This is a genomic window from Novosphingopyxis baekryungensis DSM 16222 (assembly GCF_000420305.1).
GTDB lineage: Bacteria > Pseudomonadota > Alphaproteobacteria > Sphingomonadales > Sphingomonadaceae > Novosphingopyxis > Novosphingopyxis baekryungensis.
Genome location: NZ_ATUR01000004.1, coordinates 309,526 through 324,424 on the forward strand (window position 1 = coordinate 309,526; position 14,899 = coordinate 324,424).

The 14,899-nt window shown below is 58.0% G+C and carries 10 protein-coding genes; 4 read left to right on the forward strand and 6 right to left on the reverse strand.

Annotation, left to right across the window (positions count from 1 at the left end; translation table 11 throughout):
- Positions 1 to 273 precede the first annotated feature (273 nt).
- Both clpB and G410_RS16150 read left to right on the forward strand, forming a co-directional pair.
- On the forward strand, positions 274 to 2,853 hold the full coding sequence (clpB, locus tag G410_RS0108460) for an ATP-dependent chaperone ClpB (RefSeq protein ID WP_022673221.1): 2,580 nt from the start codon (positions 274 to 276) through the stop codon (positions 2,851 to 2,853).
- 179 nt (positions 2,854 to 3,032) lie between these two features.
- A complete protein-coding gene (locus G410_RS16150) occupies positions 3,033 to 3,338 on the forward strand; it encodes a hypothetical protein (RefSeq protein WP_156851903.1) in 306 nt (101 codons plus the stop codon).
- A 35-nt stretch (positions 3,339 to 3,373) separates the two neighbouring features.
- Here the strand turns inward: G410_RS16150 and G410_RS0108470 are convergent, their stop codons facing one another.
- The 3 genes from G410_RS0108470 to G410_RS0108475 form a co-directional block, all read right to left on the reverse strand.
- Entirely contained in the window at positions 3,374 to 5,269 is a 1,896-nt protein-coding gene (locus G410_RS0108470) for a tetratricopeptide repeat-containing sulfotransferase family protein (RefSeq protein ID WP_156851904.1), read from the reverse strand.
- A 10-nt stretch (positions 5,270 to 5,279) separates the two neighbouring features.
- On the reverse strand, positions 5,280 to 6,806 hold the full coding sequence (locus G410_RS17695; RefSeq protein WP_084489073.1) for a putative 2OG-Fe(II) oxygenase: 1,527 nt from the start codon (positions 6,804 to 6,806) through the stop codon (positions 5,280 to 5,282).
- An 88-nt stretch (positions 6,807 to 6,894) separates the two neighbouring features.
- A complete protein-coding gene (locus G410_RS0108475; RefSeq protein WP_022673224.1) occupies positions 6,895 to 10,095 on the reverse strand; it encodes a TonB-dependent receptor domain-containing protein in 3,201 nt (1,066 codons plus the stop codon).
- Between the two features lie 260 nt (positions 10,096 to 10,355).
- Here G410_RS0108475 and G410_RS0108480 point away from each other — a divergent pair, with 260 nt between their 5' ends.
- On the forward strand, positions 10,356 to 10,889 hold the full coding sequence (locus G410_RS0108480) for a hypothetical protein (protein ID WP_022673225.1): 534 nt from the start codon (positions 10,356 to 10,358) through the stop codon (positions 10,887 to 10,889).
- A 2-nt stretch (positions 10,890 to 10,891) separates the two neighbouring features.
- On the opposite strand, the gene G410_RS16155 is transcribed toward G410_RS0108480, so the two are convergent.
- The 3 genes from G410_RS16155 to xseA are packed head-to-tail and all read right to left on the reverse strand — an operon-like array spanning position 10,892 to position 13,537.
- Positions 10,892 to 11,836, reverse strand: coding sequence for a M23 family metallopeptidase (locus G410_RS16155; protein WP_051137244.1), 945 nt, complete (start codon positions 11,834 to 11,836; stop codon positions 10,892 to 10,894).
- Complete coding sequence (locus G410_RS0108490) at positions 11,833 to 12,030, reverse strand: DUF2093 domain-containing protein (RefSeq protein ID WP_022673227.1); 198 nt, start codon at positions 12,028 to 12,030, stop codon at positions 11,833 to 11,835. Before G410_RS0108490 ends, G410_RS16155 begins: the two co-directional genes overlap by 4 nt.
- Before the next feature lie 58 nt (positions 12,031 to 12,088).
- Positions 12,089 to 13,537, reverse strand: a complete 1,449-nt coding sequence (xseA, locus tag G410_RS0108495; RefSeq protein ID WP_028971246.1) for an exodeoxyribonuclease VII large subunit — start codon at positions 13,535 to 13,537, stop codon at positions 12,089 to 12,091.
- Between xseA and purD the strand changes: the two genes are divergently transcribed.
- The gene (purD, locus tag G410_RS0108500) at positions 13,536 to 14,822 is read left to right on the forward strand and encodes a phosphoribosylamine--glycine ligase (protein ID WP_022673229.1); all 1,287 of its coding nucleotides are present in this window, start codon (positions 13,536 to 13,538) and stop codon (positions 14,820 to 14,822) included. The two genes, xseA and purD, sit on opposite strands and share 2 nt — an antisense overlap.
- The last annotated feature ends 77 nt before the right edge of the window (positions 14,823 to 14,899 follow it).

The window sequence follows — 14,899 nt, forward strand, 5'->3', positions numbered from 1 at the left end:
TCCAGAGCCTCCCGCACAAAACTGGCAGCCTTTGTCGTTTTTTCGACAAACAACGCTGGCTGATCGGCATAATGCCGCGATCCGTGCCGAAACGCGCGTGCGGCAAGGCGTTACGCGATGAAACTTGTCTAACTAGCTCACCACGCGAAATAGGCTCGCGCTCTACACTCCGCCACTTGTGTGGCATAAATGCAACATTATATCTGATGACAGACAATTTACATTCCGTGGCGCACCGCCCCTTCGGCACGCCACAGCATCGACAGGAACGCCATGAACCTCGAAAAATTCACCGATCGTGCCAAAGGTTTTCTGCAATCTGCTCAAACCGTGGCCATTCGGAATAATCATCAGCGCATTTCGTCAGAGCATCTGCTGAAGGCGCTTTTGGAAGACAGCGAGGGCATGGCCGCTGGCCTGATTGCGCGCGCCGGCGGAGACGCAAAGCTTGCGGTGCGCGATATCGATGCGGCGCTCGCCAAGGTCCCGGCGGTATCCGGCGGCGGGGCGCAGCAGACGCCGGGGCTGGACAATGATGCGATCCGCACGCTGGATCAGGCCGAACAGGTGGCTCAGCAAGCCGGTGACAGCTTTGTCACCGTCGAACGGCTGCTGCTGGCGCTCGTTCTGGCCAAGGACACTGTTGCCGGAAAGGCGCTGTCTGCTGCGGGCGTGACGGCACAGTCGCTCAATGGCGCGATCGAGGATCTGCGCGGCGGACGAACAGCCGATACCGCGGGCGCCGAGGACCGCTATGACGCGCTGAAAAAGTTCGCGCGCGACCTCACCGAAGCCGCGCGCGAGGGAAAGCTCGACCCCGTCATCGGGCGGGATGAAGAGATCCGCCGCACCATTCAGATCCTTTCGCGCCGCACCAAGAACAATCCCGCGCTGATCGGTGAGCCCGGTGTGGGCAAGACCGCCATTGCCGAGGGCATGGCCCTGCGCATCGCCAATGGCGATGTGCCGGACACGTTGAAGGACCGCCGCCTGTTGTCTCTCGACATGGGCAGCCTGATTGCCGGTGCCAAATATCGCGGCGAGTTCGAGGAGCGGCTGAAAGGCGTCCTTGACGAAGTGAAGCGGGCGGATGGCGAGATCATCCTGTTCATCGACGAGATGCACACGCTCATAGGCGCGGGCAAATCGGAAGGCGCCATGGATGCCGGCAATTTGCTGAAACCGGCATTGGCGCGCGGCGAGTTGCATTGCATCGGTGCCACCACGCTGGATGAATATCGCAAATATATCGAGAAGGACCCGGCACTCCAGCGCCGCTTCCAGTCGGTCTATATCGGTGAGCCGACGGTGGAGGACACCATCTCCATCCTGCGCGGGATCAAGGACCGCTATGAGCTGCACCATGGCGTCCGGATCACGGACAGCGCGCTGGTCTCCGCCGCAACGCTGTCCAATCGCTACATCACGGATCGTTTCCTGCCGGACAAGGCGATCGACCTGATGGACGAGGCCGCGAGCCGTATCCGCATGGAAGTGGAATCCAAGCCGGAAGAAATCGAGGCATTGGATCGGCGGATCATCCAACTCAAGATCGAGCGGGAAGCGCTGTCGAGGGAAACGGATCAGGCGTCGCGCGATCGGCTGGAAACGCTGGAAAAGGAGCTGTCCGAGCTGGAGGAGCAATCTGGCGCGCTGACCCAGCGCTGGCAGGCTGAAAAGGACAAGATCGGTGCGGAGTCGAAGCTGAAGGAACAGCTCGACGCGGCCCGGATCGAACTCGATCAGGCGCAGCGCGGCGGCGACTTGGCTCGCGCCGGAGAGCTTAGCTATGGCACGATCCCAGATCTGGAACGCAAGCTGGCTCAGGCCGGCGAAGCCACCGAAGGCGCCATGCTGCGAGAGGAGGTAACCACCGAGGATATCGCCGCCGTCGTAGAGAAATGGACCGGCATTCCCGTCGATCGCATGCTAGAGGGCGAGCGTGCGAAATTGCTCGATATGGAAAATATGCTCGCAAAAAAGGTCGTCGGGCAGGACCGCGCGATCGAGGCCGTCTCCAAGGCCGTCCGCCGGTCACGCGCAGGCCTGCAGGACCCCAATCGGCCACTCGGCAGCTTCCTATTTCTCGGCCCCACCGGCGTGGGCAAAACGGAGCTTACCAAAACGCTCGCCGAATTTCTGTTCGACGACGGCGGTGCCATGGTGCGCATCGACATGTCAGAATATATGGAAAAGCACGCGGTCGCCCGTCTCATCGGCGCGCCTCCCGGCTATGTCGGTTATGAGGAAGGCGGCGTGCTGACAGAAGCCGTGCGCCGCCGCCCCTATCAGGTGATCCTGTTCGACGAGGTGGAAAAGGCCCATAACGACGTGTTCAATGTGCTGTTGCAGGTGCTCGACGATGGTCGTCTGACCGACGGACAGGGCCGAACGGTCGATTTCTCGAACACGCTCATCATTCTCACGTCCAATCTAGGCAGCCAATATCTGTCGAACATGACGGACGAACAGACCGTTGACGATGTGGAACCTCAGGTGATGGATATCGTGCGCGACCATTTTCGGCCGGAATTCCTGAACCGGCTGGACGAGATCATTCTGTTCCAACGTCTGAGCCAAGTTCACATGGCGCCCATCGTCGAAATCCAGGTCGCCCGCGTCCAGCGTCTGCTGGCCGATCGCAAGGTGACGATCGAATTGACCGAAGAAGCCAAGGCCTGGCTCGGCCGGGTCGGCTATGATCCCGTCTACGGCGCCCGCCCCCTACGCCGCGCCGTCCAGAAATATGTTCAGGACCCGCTCGCCGACATGATCCTGCGCGGCGAAGTGCCGGACGGATCGACGGTGCAGGTCGAGGAGGGGGAGGGAGAGCTGCGGTTCAGCATAGGCTGATGTCTCCCTTCCCGCTTTTTGAGCCTGCATGATCGTGCACTGCACCCAGCCAGAGTGTTAGCCACGCCCTGCCATCTATCGAATTTTGCGCTTCCCTACTGCCAAAGTTCGTACGACTTTATTGACACGTAAGCGACATGATGTGATCCTTTTTGTAAGAGGTATCAAAAGTGGGGCTCATGAAAATGAAATACAAAGTGGTCTGGTCGCTAGCTGTAATGCTAATGGCTTCAAACGCAGTCGCTCAGGAAAAGCAGGATCACGTAAAGTCCTCTGATACAAAGTTAAAAGTTGTCGAGGATAAGATGGCGGGCAAAGAGGAAATGGGCGACCAGTCCCGTATCATTTGCCGAAAAATTCAAGAAACCGGAAGTCGTTTGCGGGCAAAAAGGATCTGTGCAACGGCCGCCGAATGGGCTGCCCAGAAGCAACAAAATCGTGAATCAACCGAGCGAACACAAGCGGCCCGCTATAAAAGCCAATGATCTAGCTTGGGCGCAGGCATTTACAGTCCAGGCGCTCATTTTTCGTACCCTAGCGCTTCGATCCAAGGCTTAACTATAGGCTCCACGTCGCGCATTTGCTCGCGATATCGATGCCAACGATTGACCGCGCGTTTGTAAACGGGTTCCGTCACCTGCGAATAGCTTGCCGTCTTGATATGGCCTCTCTTCGAAGCTACTTCGCGATGATCAAGTAATTCGTTAGACCAGTTCAATCCAAGCCATTCTATAATTGGGCGAAGTTCTTGGGCTGGATTGGCGACCAAGCGCTCATATCGCATGTGCTTGACGTCTATGCAGAGAGACTGCTCTGCGGCAGTACAGCTCTTCCATACTTCGGCATAGGTCTTTGCTGCCTCCCTCAGCGACGTGAAACTTCTCATGGCGTAATTCAGCTTGAAATTTGCCATGAAGCAACTGAGCACAACATCCATCGGATGGCGCTCTGCTAGAATAATCTGCGCTTTCGGAAACAAGCGATGAATTAATGGTAACTTCGCCATATGGAGGGGATGCTTATCCACCAAACGCTGACCACGATTTATGGAGGTCAGAGATTCAGCCGCATTGAAGTAACGAGTTCGAAGCGCCAATATTTCGTCTGCATCTAACTGTGCGACCATTTCATTCGACAGAGAATGGGTTGCTTGCGCAAGGGCGGGTTGTTCTTCCATAACATGTAGTTCAGATGCCCCCATCAGCATCGTGTCGAGCAATGTGGTGCCGGATCTGGGAAAGCCGACGATAAACACCGGGTCCCGGCGACCGTCATGCATCGGTTCTGATGGCAGTTCTCTTAGTCGCTCTGTTGTCCAAAAAGTATTGGCCGCTGTAACTTGTTCACGAAAAGTATCGCCTTGTGCCGGCAGTCCGCTTTCACGCAGCGCAGCCTCATTCATCCTTTCAAACTCACCAAACGCCAGTTCGGTATAGCCCAAGCGATCAGCAATGCTGGCACGCAATTGCGCAACCCGCAAAGGACTGATGCTGTCTGGAATTTTTTGAACCCAGGCCCACGCCGCTTCAAAGTCATTTTGACGCCGCGCCCACCATGCCTGCAAAAACGCAATTTCGGTATCCGCCATCCCCTCTGCCGAGCATCGTGAGACCAACGACTCAAGCTCAGCAGTGCGGTTCAGGTTCTCTAGAAGAATGGCGAGTTCAACATGGGCTGCGTGAAGAGACGAGCCTGAGCGTTTCGAAAGGCAGTCAACTGCCAGTTTCAGCAGCGTAGCCGCTTCATCGTGCTGTTCATCGGCGAGCAAAGCAAGTCCGTGTTCGGTCAATACGTCCGGATCTTCTGGTGCCTGCTCCAGCGCCGCTGACGTGACTACCAACCGCGCCTTGACCCGCCCTGCTTTTGACAGCAGTTCGGATAAGTTGAGATAAATAGCAATTTGGCTCGGCGCGACAGTAATCGCTTGCTCGAAGGCAAAAATTGCTTCGTCCACCTCTCCATTGGCCGACAACAAATTTCCCAAATTGTTCCAACTTTGCATATCACCAGGTTGTGACCGAACGGCGCGGCGATAGGCGGCGATAGCATCGACATTATTGCCACGCTGATGTTGCAAATACCCTTCGAGACGCGCCATTCCATGGTGCTTTTCGCCGCTTACAATTGACAGTGCCTCTTCCCGCGCGCCTGTTTCTGCCAGGGCCGTAGCCAAATTGCTCAATACCGCGACATCTGTGGGCGCCAGTGAATGATGACGACGCAAGAGCGGAACTGCCCGCGCTGGATCAGGCAACTGTAAAGCGGCAAGCGATCCTAAAGCGAGCAAAGGTTGATGGTCCGGACGGTCAGAAAGCGCAATCTCTGCCGCTTCCAATGCACCCTCCATGTCACCTCGCCTGAATGCGGTGAGTGCCGGCAACATGTAAGATGGAGGATTATTCATGAATACTCGCAACTGGAGAAGGTCAAAATTCTACGGGACGGGCAACATCGAAAGCCACCGTCAGGCGTTCGCCCTTCGCAAAGGGTCGGGTACCATGCCACATGGTGGAGGGGAACAGCACAAGCCTCCAAGGCTTTGGCTCAACGAGACGGACTGGTTCGAGGATCGGTAGCAACTCGCTGCTTGCACCGAGGTTTAGCCAGCCTGCGTACGGATTCCACGCTGCCGGATTAGCCATCGTTTCAGGGATTGAAACGTAAAACGCAGAACTAATCCATCCAAGCGAATGGACATGGTCTACATGATGACCTTTTCCCGTCAGGCGCACAGACCAAGACCCTGCAAAACGAACTGGCCCTCGCCTTGCACTGAGCAAAGGGTGTGAAGGGTCCGGCTCTGGCAACTGGGATAAATAAATGTCCACCGTCTTCAAAAGTAGGCTGCGAAGCGCCAATATTTCCGGCTCTATACGGGATAGAAGCGGTCCGTCGGTCTGCGTACCCAATCGGACCGATTGATCCAACGGCTCGCGATCAGCAAAATGCAACTTTCGAAGCAGTTCCGCCAAGCCCCCGATACTGCGCGCTTCCTTCTCAAGGTCATAGGTTTGAACGAAACGATCATCTCCTGCGAGCCAATCCCAACGAGGATCTCCCGAAGCTCGCCAAATTAGTGCCCAATATGGCCAAAGCGCACCATCAAAATGATTCAATGGGAAGGAGGCAAGAAATTGGCTGGCTTTATGTAAGCTTCCTGACCGAATTAGATGTCTTACACGATATATAACATCGTCTTGCTCATGCGTAGGAACGGTTAAATTAAACAATTTTTCGGCGAGCGCCAGATCTCCCGTTTCGCTTGCGCAATGGGCACGCAAACGCTTGATCCACGCATTTTCGCCTAGCATGGTTGCCGCGATAGAAAGCCTATGTTGAGCAGCCTCGTAGTCCTTTTGTTCAAGTGCTAACGACACAAATCCATGGTGAAGCTGCTCACTTCGACCATGCTGCGTGATTGCTGCCCTCCAGGTATGAGCCGGATCGCCCAGCTTCTCCAATTGACCTACAATCTTCGAATATACTCGATGACCATCAAGCCACATGGGGTTGTTTTGCAACATGGCTGCAAGGTCGCGTGCTGCAATGTGGGCAGCGCCTTCGGCGACTTGGGCCGCGGCCCGGCCTAAAAGTAATGGGCCATTTGGCGGAGCCAATGAGGCGGCGCGATCAAACAAGTCCAGCGCTGGCAAGCCTGCTTCTAGAACCGATTGTGCATAACTTTGCGCAATCAGCGGATCCTTGGGCGCCAGCTTATTAGCATTGCAAAAAGCTTTCACAGCCGTGCGGCTGTCCTGGGCGTTTCGGGCCGCAAGGCCCAGTAGCTGCCACAAGCCAGGATTATTGGGAGCTTTCCTAAGCGCGCGCCTCGCAAGCTTGTCTACCGGTGCGCCCGCACCGAGCCGTACTGCAGCCAGGCCTGCAGTTAGCACAGCGCCCACGTTGTTCACGTCCACGGAGTCGAGGTACGGATCAAGTGCGATGGCAGCCATTCACATGGTCTAACGTCTTTGCACCAATTGAGCACAAAAAAATGGCGGACCCGCAAGCCCGCCATTTTATTTTCCTTTGAGGTAACGCTTAGAAGTCGAGCGTTACACCAGCGTAGATGTAACGACCCAGCGCGTCATATACCTGCGCAAAAGTATTGCCGTTACAAACGGCACCCGGGCAGGCCTGCGAACCAGTAAGTGGTGGTTCTTTGTCCAGCAAATTGTTTGCGCCAAGACGGAAGTTGTAGTTGTCACCGATACGTGCGGTCAGCGCCAGATCGAAATAGCTCACATCATCGAGTTCAGCGAGGCCGGGTCGTGCAATACCACCTGGAGCAGGACCGGAAGCCGAGCCATTGAACAAGTTGGGATTGCTCTCGACGGCGTCGAGTGTGACCGACGAGAAATACCGCCAGCGAAGCGATGCGCCGATGCCGCTTGGGAGATCGAAACCAAGACGGGCCTGATGGCGCCATTCTGCGTTCGGAGTTCCGCAAACGTTTCCGTAGAGCCCCTTACAGTCATAATCGCCTGCGACGTCTAGGCCAGTATCTGTCTTGAGAGAATCAAGATAGGTGCCGACGAAGCTCAGGCTTGCGCGACCCAAAGTACCAATTTCGCGGCTGTAATTACCAACTACGTCGATACCGCGGGTGCTCACGCCTCCAATATTTTGCGAAAGGTTCGTGACAAACCCGTTGTTTGAACGCCAAAGCGATCCAGAGCCATCGCGGTTGACCAAGCTGCAGAGAAATGGATCCGCAGTCGAGGTGCAAACGCCGACAATCGTATCTGCACCCAATCCCTGAATACCACCTGTCAGGCTGATATCGAAATAATCAACACTGAGCGAGAAGCCAGGAATAAAGGTAGGCGTTAAAACGACGCCTGCCGTGTAGGTATCGGCGACTTCCGGAACGAGATTAGGGTTACCGCCGATCAAACCATTGTACTGGCTGGCCGGATTTGGCGTGACCGTCTGACCAACGCTAAGACCCTGAGCAAGACAACCCGTATCTGCAGCTGAGATAACAAAGCCGGAGCACGGGTCGGTAGCTCCATCAAGAACAACGCGTTGTGGAGCGAACAAATCCTGGACAGTCGGTGCACGTACGGCCCGGTTGTAGCCGCCGCGGAAGCGAATATCTGGGGTCGGAGCCAGCTCACCTTCAATCTTGTAGGTGTCGGTATTTGCGCCGGTGCTATAATCAGAATAGCGATAGCCTCCAGTTATGCGCGCATCGTAAAGCCAGCTGTTGGTAACCAACGGTATACTGACCTCGGTAAAAATTTCGGTCACATCGAAGGAGCCACTGACTGGAAGCGTTGCTGCACCCTGTCCTGCGAGATCACCAGTCTGAAACGCCACATCGGAAAGGAACTCAAGGCGTTCCTTACGATATTCTGCGCCCAAAACGAGACCGATACCTTCGGTGGACCATGGCGACATTAGGCCATATTCGCCCAATGAACCGCTTACGTAGGCAGATGCCACCTGTTCACTCACGATCCCTCGCTGGAAACCAGGGGTCGACAGATAATTGACCGCATCTTGGGTGACACCACCCTGTGCAAAAATATCGTATGGAACACAGTTTGGATCGGTACCGTCAATCGTCGAGCGACACACTGGGTTGCCATTGGCGCCAGTCACCACATCCAATGCACGGGTAAGACGAGTTACAGAAAAGTCGTTGGAATACGTCTCAGCGAAATTCGTGCGGCCATAGAGATAGTAAGCATCGTAAGACCAAGCGGGGCTAAGATCACCACGGAAACCCAGAACGGCGCGATAGCTCGTGTGCTGGAGATCATCCTGGCGGGGACCGCCTTCAACATTCCGACGCAGGATCTGCGCGAAGCCACGATTAAATGTGGCACCAGTGTTGGGGTCGATGAAATCGAATGGCGCTGCGAATGCGCCGGTCGGATTACCGTTTGCATCCAAAATAGGGGAATTACCCACTACGTCGAAAGCACGCGCAGGGTCATTGCTAACCAGAAGATTCTCATTCGAGCAAAGCAGGCCTGCCTGTTGTGCGCTCAGCAACGGGTTGTCGCAGTTGATCGACAATGTATTGCCGAAATTACCTGATGGGGCAATTTGGGCCAGCGTACGATCGTCCATGAACATGAACTCTGCATAAGCCGTCAACGAATCAGAAACTTCATAATCGGCAAACGCACCAGCGGTGTAGCGCTCGTCGGGACGCTGAAAGTAATTCAGCGGCGCAAAGTTAAATGCGTTGAAACCTGGCAAGAACGAACGACCGGGTCCACCCTGATAAATCGTAGAAGTGAAGCTGTCGGCGATACCATTTGGCTGGTCGCCATTGGGCCCACCACCCGTCATATCCGTCGGATCGCCAAAGCTGCTATAACCGATGAAAGAACCGGCCGGTGTCGTGGCAGAACCGCCACAGGAGAAAGGCTGCCCATTGGCATCCACCTGGGCCTGCGTACGACCGCTAAGGGCACAAGCAGAGTAATCGCGACGCCCCTGGGTCACGGCATTGATCTTACGGTAACCAACATAGGCCGTTACGTGGCCGCGGCCATCATCGAAGCCTGCACCGAATGCAGCGGTCGCATCGATAGTGCCACCATCGTTGGCGCTCCCCTTCGGATAAGGGAAGCCACGACCATTTAGCGCATCAACATACGATGAATTGTTGCGCTGATTATGGTTATAAAGAGAATATTGTGCATCGAGGCGCAGACCCTCGAACTCGGTGTCCATGACGAAGTTGACCACGCCCGAGACGGCGTCGGCACCATATACCGAAGAAGCACCACCTGTTAGAACGTCGACCCGCTTAATGAGCGCAGCAGGAATAACGTTGATGTCCGCAGCCGAAGTTGTCGGGTCACCTGGAACAAGGCGGCGGCCATTGACGAGGACGAGCGTACGCTCGGCCCCGAGCCCACGAAGATCAAGCGTAGCGGTACCCGTGGCACCGTTGGATACGTTCGAACCCTGACCCGCAAATACCTGCGGCAGGGAATTGATAAGATCCTCAACTCGCGTGGTACCGGTTTGCTTGAACTCTTCCGAGCTCACGACCGTCACTGGGCTGGCCGACTCGAGGTTGGGAGAGCGAATACGCGAACCCGTAACAACGATAAAATCCTGATCATCAGTACCGGTTGCACTAACTGCGGGCTCCGAGGAAGAGACCTCATCGTCTGTCGGCTGAGGCCCAACCTGCGCGTTTGCCGGCAATGATAGCATGGCGATGCCAAGCGCGAACGGCGCGGCGCCGAACTTCAAATGGTGAAGCGAGTTCATTTTCACAGTGGATCCCTCTTATTGTGAATTATAGACCTGCCCCTTGCCCCACATTAAAGCTTGCGGGTAAAAAAGGATATTCAGGAACACCCTGCCGTGTGTGCGATCTAGATGAGGATTTCAAAAAGATTGTTAGCGGAGGCGAACGTTTCGCGCATGCTGTCGCTTTTTAGCAACATAAGATGGCTGCGTGGCTTTCCTTCGCAAATTTTATGAGCCAGAGACTGGATTGTCCCGCACAATGTTATCGGAAACATAGCATGATCCAAAAATTTACCGCTTCTGCCACACTTTATGCCGCGCTTATTTTGGCTCCGTCACAGCTGCGGGCGCAGGACATTCCCGCACAAAGGGTGCCCGAACAGCTATCTTCCACCTTTGCCTGCCAGACCATCCAATCAGATGAAGAGCGCCTTGCCTGTTATGACGAACGGGTCGCACTCTTGGAAGCGGCAGCATTAAACAAGGACGTCGTTGTAGCTGATAAAGAAACGCTGCGCGAAACAAAACGCGGTCTTTTTGGCTTCTCGCTACCTAAGATTGATCTTTTTTCAAATGATGGCAGCGACCAGGATTTCGCGGAGATTGAAAGCACTATTCAGAGTGCTCGAAAGATTGGCTATGGCTACTGGTTAATGGAGTTGGAGACGGGAGCCCGTTGGGAACAAGTTGATGGCAAGCTTGTCCTATCTCCTAAGACTGGTCAAAAAGTGAAAATAAGGCGGGGTTCTCTTGGCACTTATTTTGCAAGGGTTAACGGCCAGCCTGGAGTTCGCGTGCGCCGAGTAGAGTAGCCTCAACTCACCGCCCCCGCCACCAACAGCGGGTCGATGCGTGCGTCGTTCCACTTCAGGCCCCAATGCAAATGGGGGCCGGTGGCGCGGCCGGATTGGCCTACTTGGCCGATGGGCTGGCCCTGGCGCACGCGATCGCCTTCGTTCACCAGGATGGCGGAGGCGTGGAGGAAGGCGCTGTTGAGGCCGTGGCCGTGATCCATGATGATCAGCTTCCCTTCCAGCGTAAATTCGTCACGGGCCGCCAGGGTCACCACGCCGTCAGCAGGAGCCACGAAGACAGTGCCGGTGGGGACGGCGATGTCCGCGCCGCCATGATAGCTGCCGGGCTTTCCTTGATAGACCCGCTGCGATCCGAAGAAGCCGGACTGCCGCCCGGTGACGGGCCAGATGAAATCCTGCCGCCAGCCGTCGCTTTGTACATTCTTGCCGCGGCTGGCGACGATTTGCGCCAGTTCCGCGCCGCGGCGTTCCTGGAAAGCCGCGCTGCTGACGCCAGCGCGGTAGGGCGCGTTGATATGCTCCAGCTTCCAGTCTCCCGGCGCTACGGACAGTCGGCGTTCGATCGCGCCGCCGTCCTTCAGCTTCGCCACAAGGGTAACCTCAGCGGGCGAATCACGATCGAGCCCCACGATGAAGAAGCCGTCATCTCCCAGTTCGATGTGCTCGCCCTCGAACTGGAGCGACACCGTATCGCTGGGGACACGGCCTGTCAGGAGGGCGCCTTGGACGGGTACGCCTTCGAACCAGAAGTCGACGCGTTTCGATTCGCTGGATGCCGGTTCCGTAGTGCCAGTCGTGCCGGTGGCGCGCGCGGACGGAGCCGTATCGGCCTGGGGCCGGATAGCCGTTTCCTGCGTATCGACGGATACGGGTGGCCCGCCTTCGGCGACGCAGGACATGAGCGCCACGCCAGTCAGCAGGACAAAGCCCATTGCCCGGATCATTTGGGTGCCATTGCGCCTGTGGAAATCTCGGCCGTGGCATAGGGTTCCTGCCGCTCGACGCTCCAGTAGCGCAGCTCCTCCAGCGAGATCGGCACGCCGGTCACGGCGCACAGCACATGATCGCCCGGTGACAGGAGACGGAAATTATTGGCCATATAATGCAGGCGGGCGGGGCGGCTGGTGGGCGACAACATGAGGCAGCTTTCTATCGCGTGATGACTAGGGCGCTGTTTAACAGCATTGCGTTCAAGATCAGAAGAGCGTTTCCTGTTTCAAGGCTGGATCGGGGGCTTCCTTCCGCGCCCGTGGCTTTTTTGGCGGGCTGTCGGTGGCGATCGCGCCCAAAGCGCCGTCCGCGAATTTCACAGAAAACGTGCCCGCCTTGCGCGCGGCGGCGGCGCTGGTGATGACCAGGCCATCCACGCCTGTCAGTCTGGCGAACCCGCGATCAAGCGGCCGATCGGGATCGAGCTGCTCCAGCAGGCGGGACAGCCCGTTGAACCGTTCGGCGCCGCGTTGATGAAGGCGATCCAGCAGGGCGACATTGGGGGCGGCGCGCGCCAGTCGCTCGGTGGCGGCCGTCAGGCGCTGCTCGAGCAGCGAAGGCCGCAGGACACCGGACTTCTCGGCCAGCGCCTTGGCAGCGCGGTCCGCCCGCGCACCGAGCGCCACGCCGAGCCGCTCGCCCAAATCATCCACGCGCTGTCCGCGCTGATCCACCATCGCACGCGGATCGGCGAGCAGACGGCGCTGCGCCTCTAGGCGTTCTGCGGCCTGCTCCACCCGTCGGGACAGCGCGGTCTGCATGCGCACACCCTGCTGCGCCACATGCGCCAGCAACTCGCCGCGCACCGGCACGGCGATTTCCGCAGCTGCCGTGGGCGTCGGCGCCCGTCGATCGGCGGCATAATCCGACAGGGTCGTGTCGGTTTCATGGCCCACCGCGCTGATCACCGGGATGGAGGACCCGGCGATGGCGCGCACCACAACTTCTTCATTGAAGGCCCACAGATCCTCGATCGATCCACCGCCCCGCGCCACGATCAGCAGATCGGGCCGCTCGCCGTCTTCCATCGCGTTAAAGCCGGCAATGGCATTGGCCACCAGCCCGGCGGCCTTGTCACCCTGCACCTGCACGGGCCAGACCAGCACCTCGCTGGGGAACCGATCGGACAGGCGGTGCAGAATATCGCGGATCACCGCGCCGGTGGGCGATGTCACCACCCCGATGCGCCGGGGGATGAAGGGCAGAGCTCGTTTGCGCTCAGCTGCAAACAGCCCCTCGCCCGCCAGCTTGGCCTTCAGCTTTTCCAGCAGCTGCATCAGCGCGCCCTCGCCCGCCAGCTCCAGCGAATCGGCCACCAGCTGATATTTGGAACGACCGGGATAGGTGGTGAGCTTACCGGTGGCGATCACCTCCACGCCGTCCTGCGCGTCGAACGCCAGCTTGGCCGCGCTTCCTTTCCAGAGGACGGTGTCCAGGGTCGCCTTGTCATCCTTCAAGGTCAGATAGCAGTGGCCCGACGCCGCGCGCTTCCACCCGGAAATCTCACCGCGCACCCGGACATGGCCGAAGCGATCCTCGACCGTGCGCTTGAGCGAGGACGATAATTCGCTGACCGAAAAAGGCGGGGCGTTGTCGCCCTTGGGCACATCGGCTAGCAAGCGTCCGGTTTCATCCATCTGGGGGCGTATCGCCATGAATATCCTGCTGCTGGGCGGAGGGGGGCGCGAACATGCGCTGGCCTGGAAATTGGCACAAAGCCCGAGCCTTCGCAAATTGTTCGCGGCGCCGGGCAATCCCGGCATTGCCGAATGCGCGGCCTGCGTGACGCTGGATGCTAGTGATCATGACGCGGTGATCGCCTTTTGCCGGAGCGAAGATATCGCCTTGGTGGTGATCGGCCCCGAAGCGCCCTTGGTCGATGGGCTGGCCGACAGCCTGCGGCGAGAGGATATTGCGGTGTTCGGCCCTTCGCGGGCCGCCGCACAGCTCGAGGGATCGAAAGCCTTTACCAAGGCGCTGTGCGACCGTGCCGCTATCCCTACCGCCGCCTATCTGCGCTGCGATCGGGAGGCCGATGCACTGGCCGCCCTTGATGATTTCGATCTGCCGGTGGTCATAAAAGCCGATGGGCTGGCCGCGGGCAAGGGCGTCATCATCGCCCAAACGGCAGATGAGGCACAGCAGGCCATCGCCAATATGTTTGCCGGCGGCTTTGGCGCGGCAGGGCAAGAAATCGTGATCGAGGCCTTCATGCAAGGAGAGGAAGCGAGCTTTTTCGCGATCACGGATGGCGAAACGGTCGTGCCGTTCGGCAGCGCGCAGGATCATAAACGCGTCGGCGATGGCGATACCGGCCCCAATACTGGCGGCATGGGTGCCTATAGCCCCGCGCCGGTGCTGACGTCCGAACTGACCAGGCAGGTCATGGAACGCATCATCGAACCGACGGTGGCCACGATGAAGGCGGAAGGCATGCCCTATTCCGGCGTGCTCTATGCCGGGCTGATGCTGACCGATCAGGGGCCCCAGCTGATCGAATATAATTGCCGGTTCGGCGATCCGGAATGCCAGGTATTGATGCTGCGCTATCAGGGCGATCTGGCTGCATTGATGCTCGCCACGGCCAAAAGGGAGCTGGCGGATGCCGCTGCGCCCCGGTTCGACGATATCACGGCGTTGACCGTCATCATGGCGGCCAATGGCTATCCCAACACGCCGGACAAGGGGGGCGTCATTTCCGGGCTGGATCGCGCGGCCGATCGGGGGGCAACCGTATTTCACGCCGGAACCGCGCGCGATGGCAATCATTTGGTTGCCAGCGGCGGCCGGGTGCTGGCGGTGACCGCCACCGGCGGATCGGTGGGAGAGGCGCAGCGGCTGGCCTATGACGGAGTCGACGCGATCCATTTCCCGACGGGCTTCTGCCGCCGGGATATCGGCTGGCGCGAGGTGGCCCGCGAAGCTGGATTAACCGCCTGACCTTTCCGAGTACCGCGCCGCTTGTCCCGGGACAGCGGAACGGCGCAATGGCAAGAGTCTGGCGATCAGCCCGCGGG

What these genes read in the sequence shown, in the direction of transcription:
- clpB (WP_022673221.1), top strand. Translation starts at nt 274, where the DNA reads ATGAACCTCGAAAAATTCACCGATCGTGCCAAAGGTTTTCTGCAATCT.
- G410_RS16150 (WP_156851903.1), top strand. Translation starts at nt 3,033, where the DNA reads ATGAAAATGAAATACAAAGTGGTCTGGTCGCTAGCTGTAATGCTAATG.
- purD (WP_022673229.1), top strand. Translation starts at nt 13,536, where the DNA reads ATGAATATCCTGCTGCTGGGCGGAGGGGGGCGCGAACATGCGCTGGCC.
- xseA (WP_028971246.1), bottom strand. Translation starts at nt 13,537, where the DNA reads ATGGCGATACGCCCCCAGATGGATGAAACCGGACGCTTGCTAGCCGAT.
- G410_RS16155 (WP_051137244.1), bottom strand. Translation starts at nt 11,836, where the DNA reads ATGATCCGGGCAATGGGCTTTGTCCTGCTGACTGGCGTGGCGCTCATG.
- G410_RS17695 (WP_084489073.1), bottom strand. Translation starts at nt 6,806, where the DNA reads ATGGCTGCCATCGCACTTGATCCGTACCTCGACTCCGTGGACGTGAAC.
- G410_RS0108490 (WP_022673227.1), bottom strand. Translation starts at nt 12,030, where the DNA reads ATGTTGTCGCCCACCAGCCGCCCCGCCCGCCTGCATTATATGGCCAAT.
- G410_RS0108480 (WP_022673225.1), top strand. Translation starts at nt 10,356, where the DNA reads ATGATCCAAAAATTTACCGCTTCTGCCACACTTTATGCCGCGCTTATT.
- G410_RS0108475 (WP_022673224.1), bottom strand. Translation starts at nt 10,095, where the DNA reads ATGAACTCGCTTCACCATTTGAAGTTCGGCGCCGCGCCGTTCGCGCTT.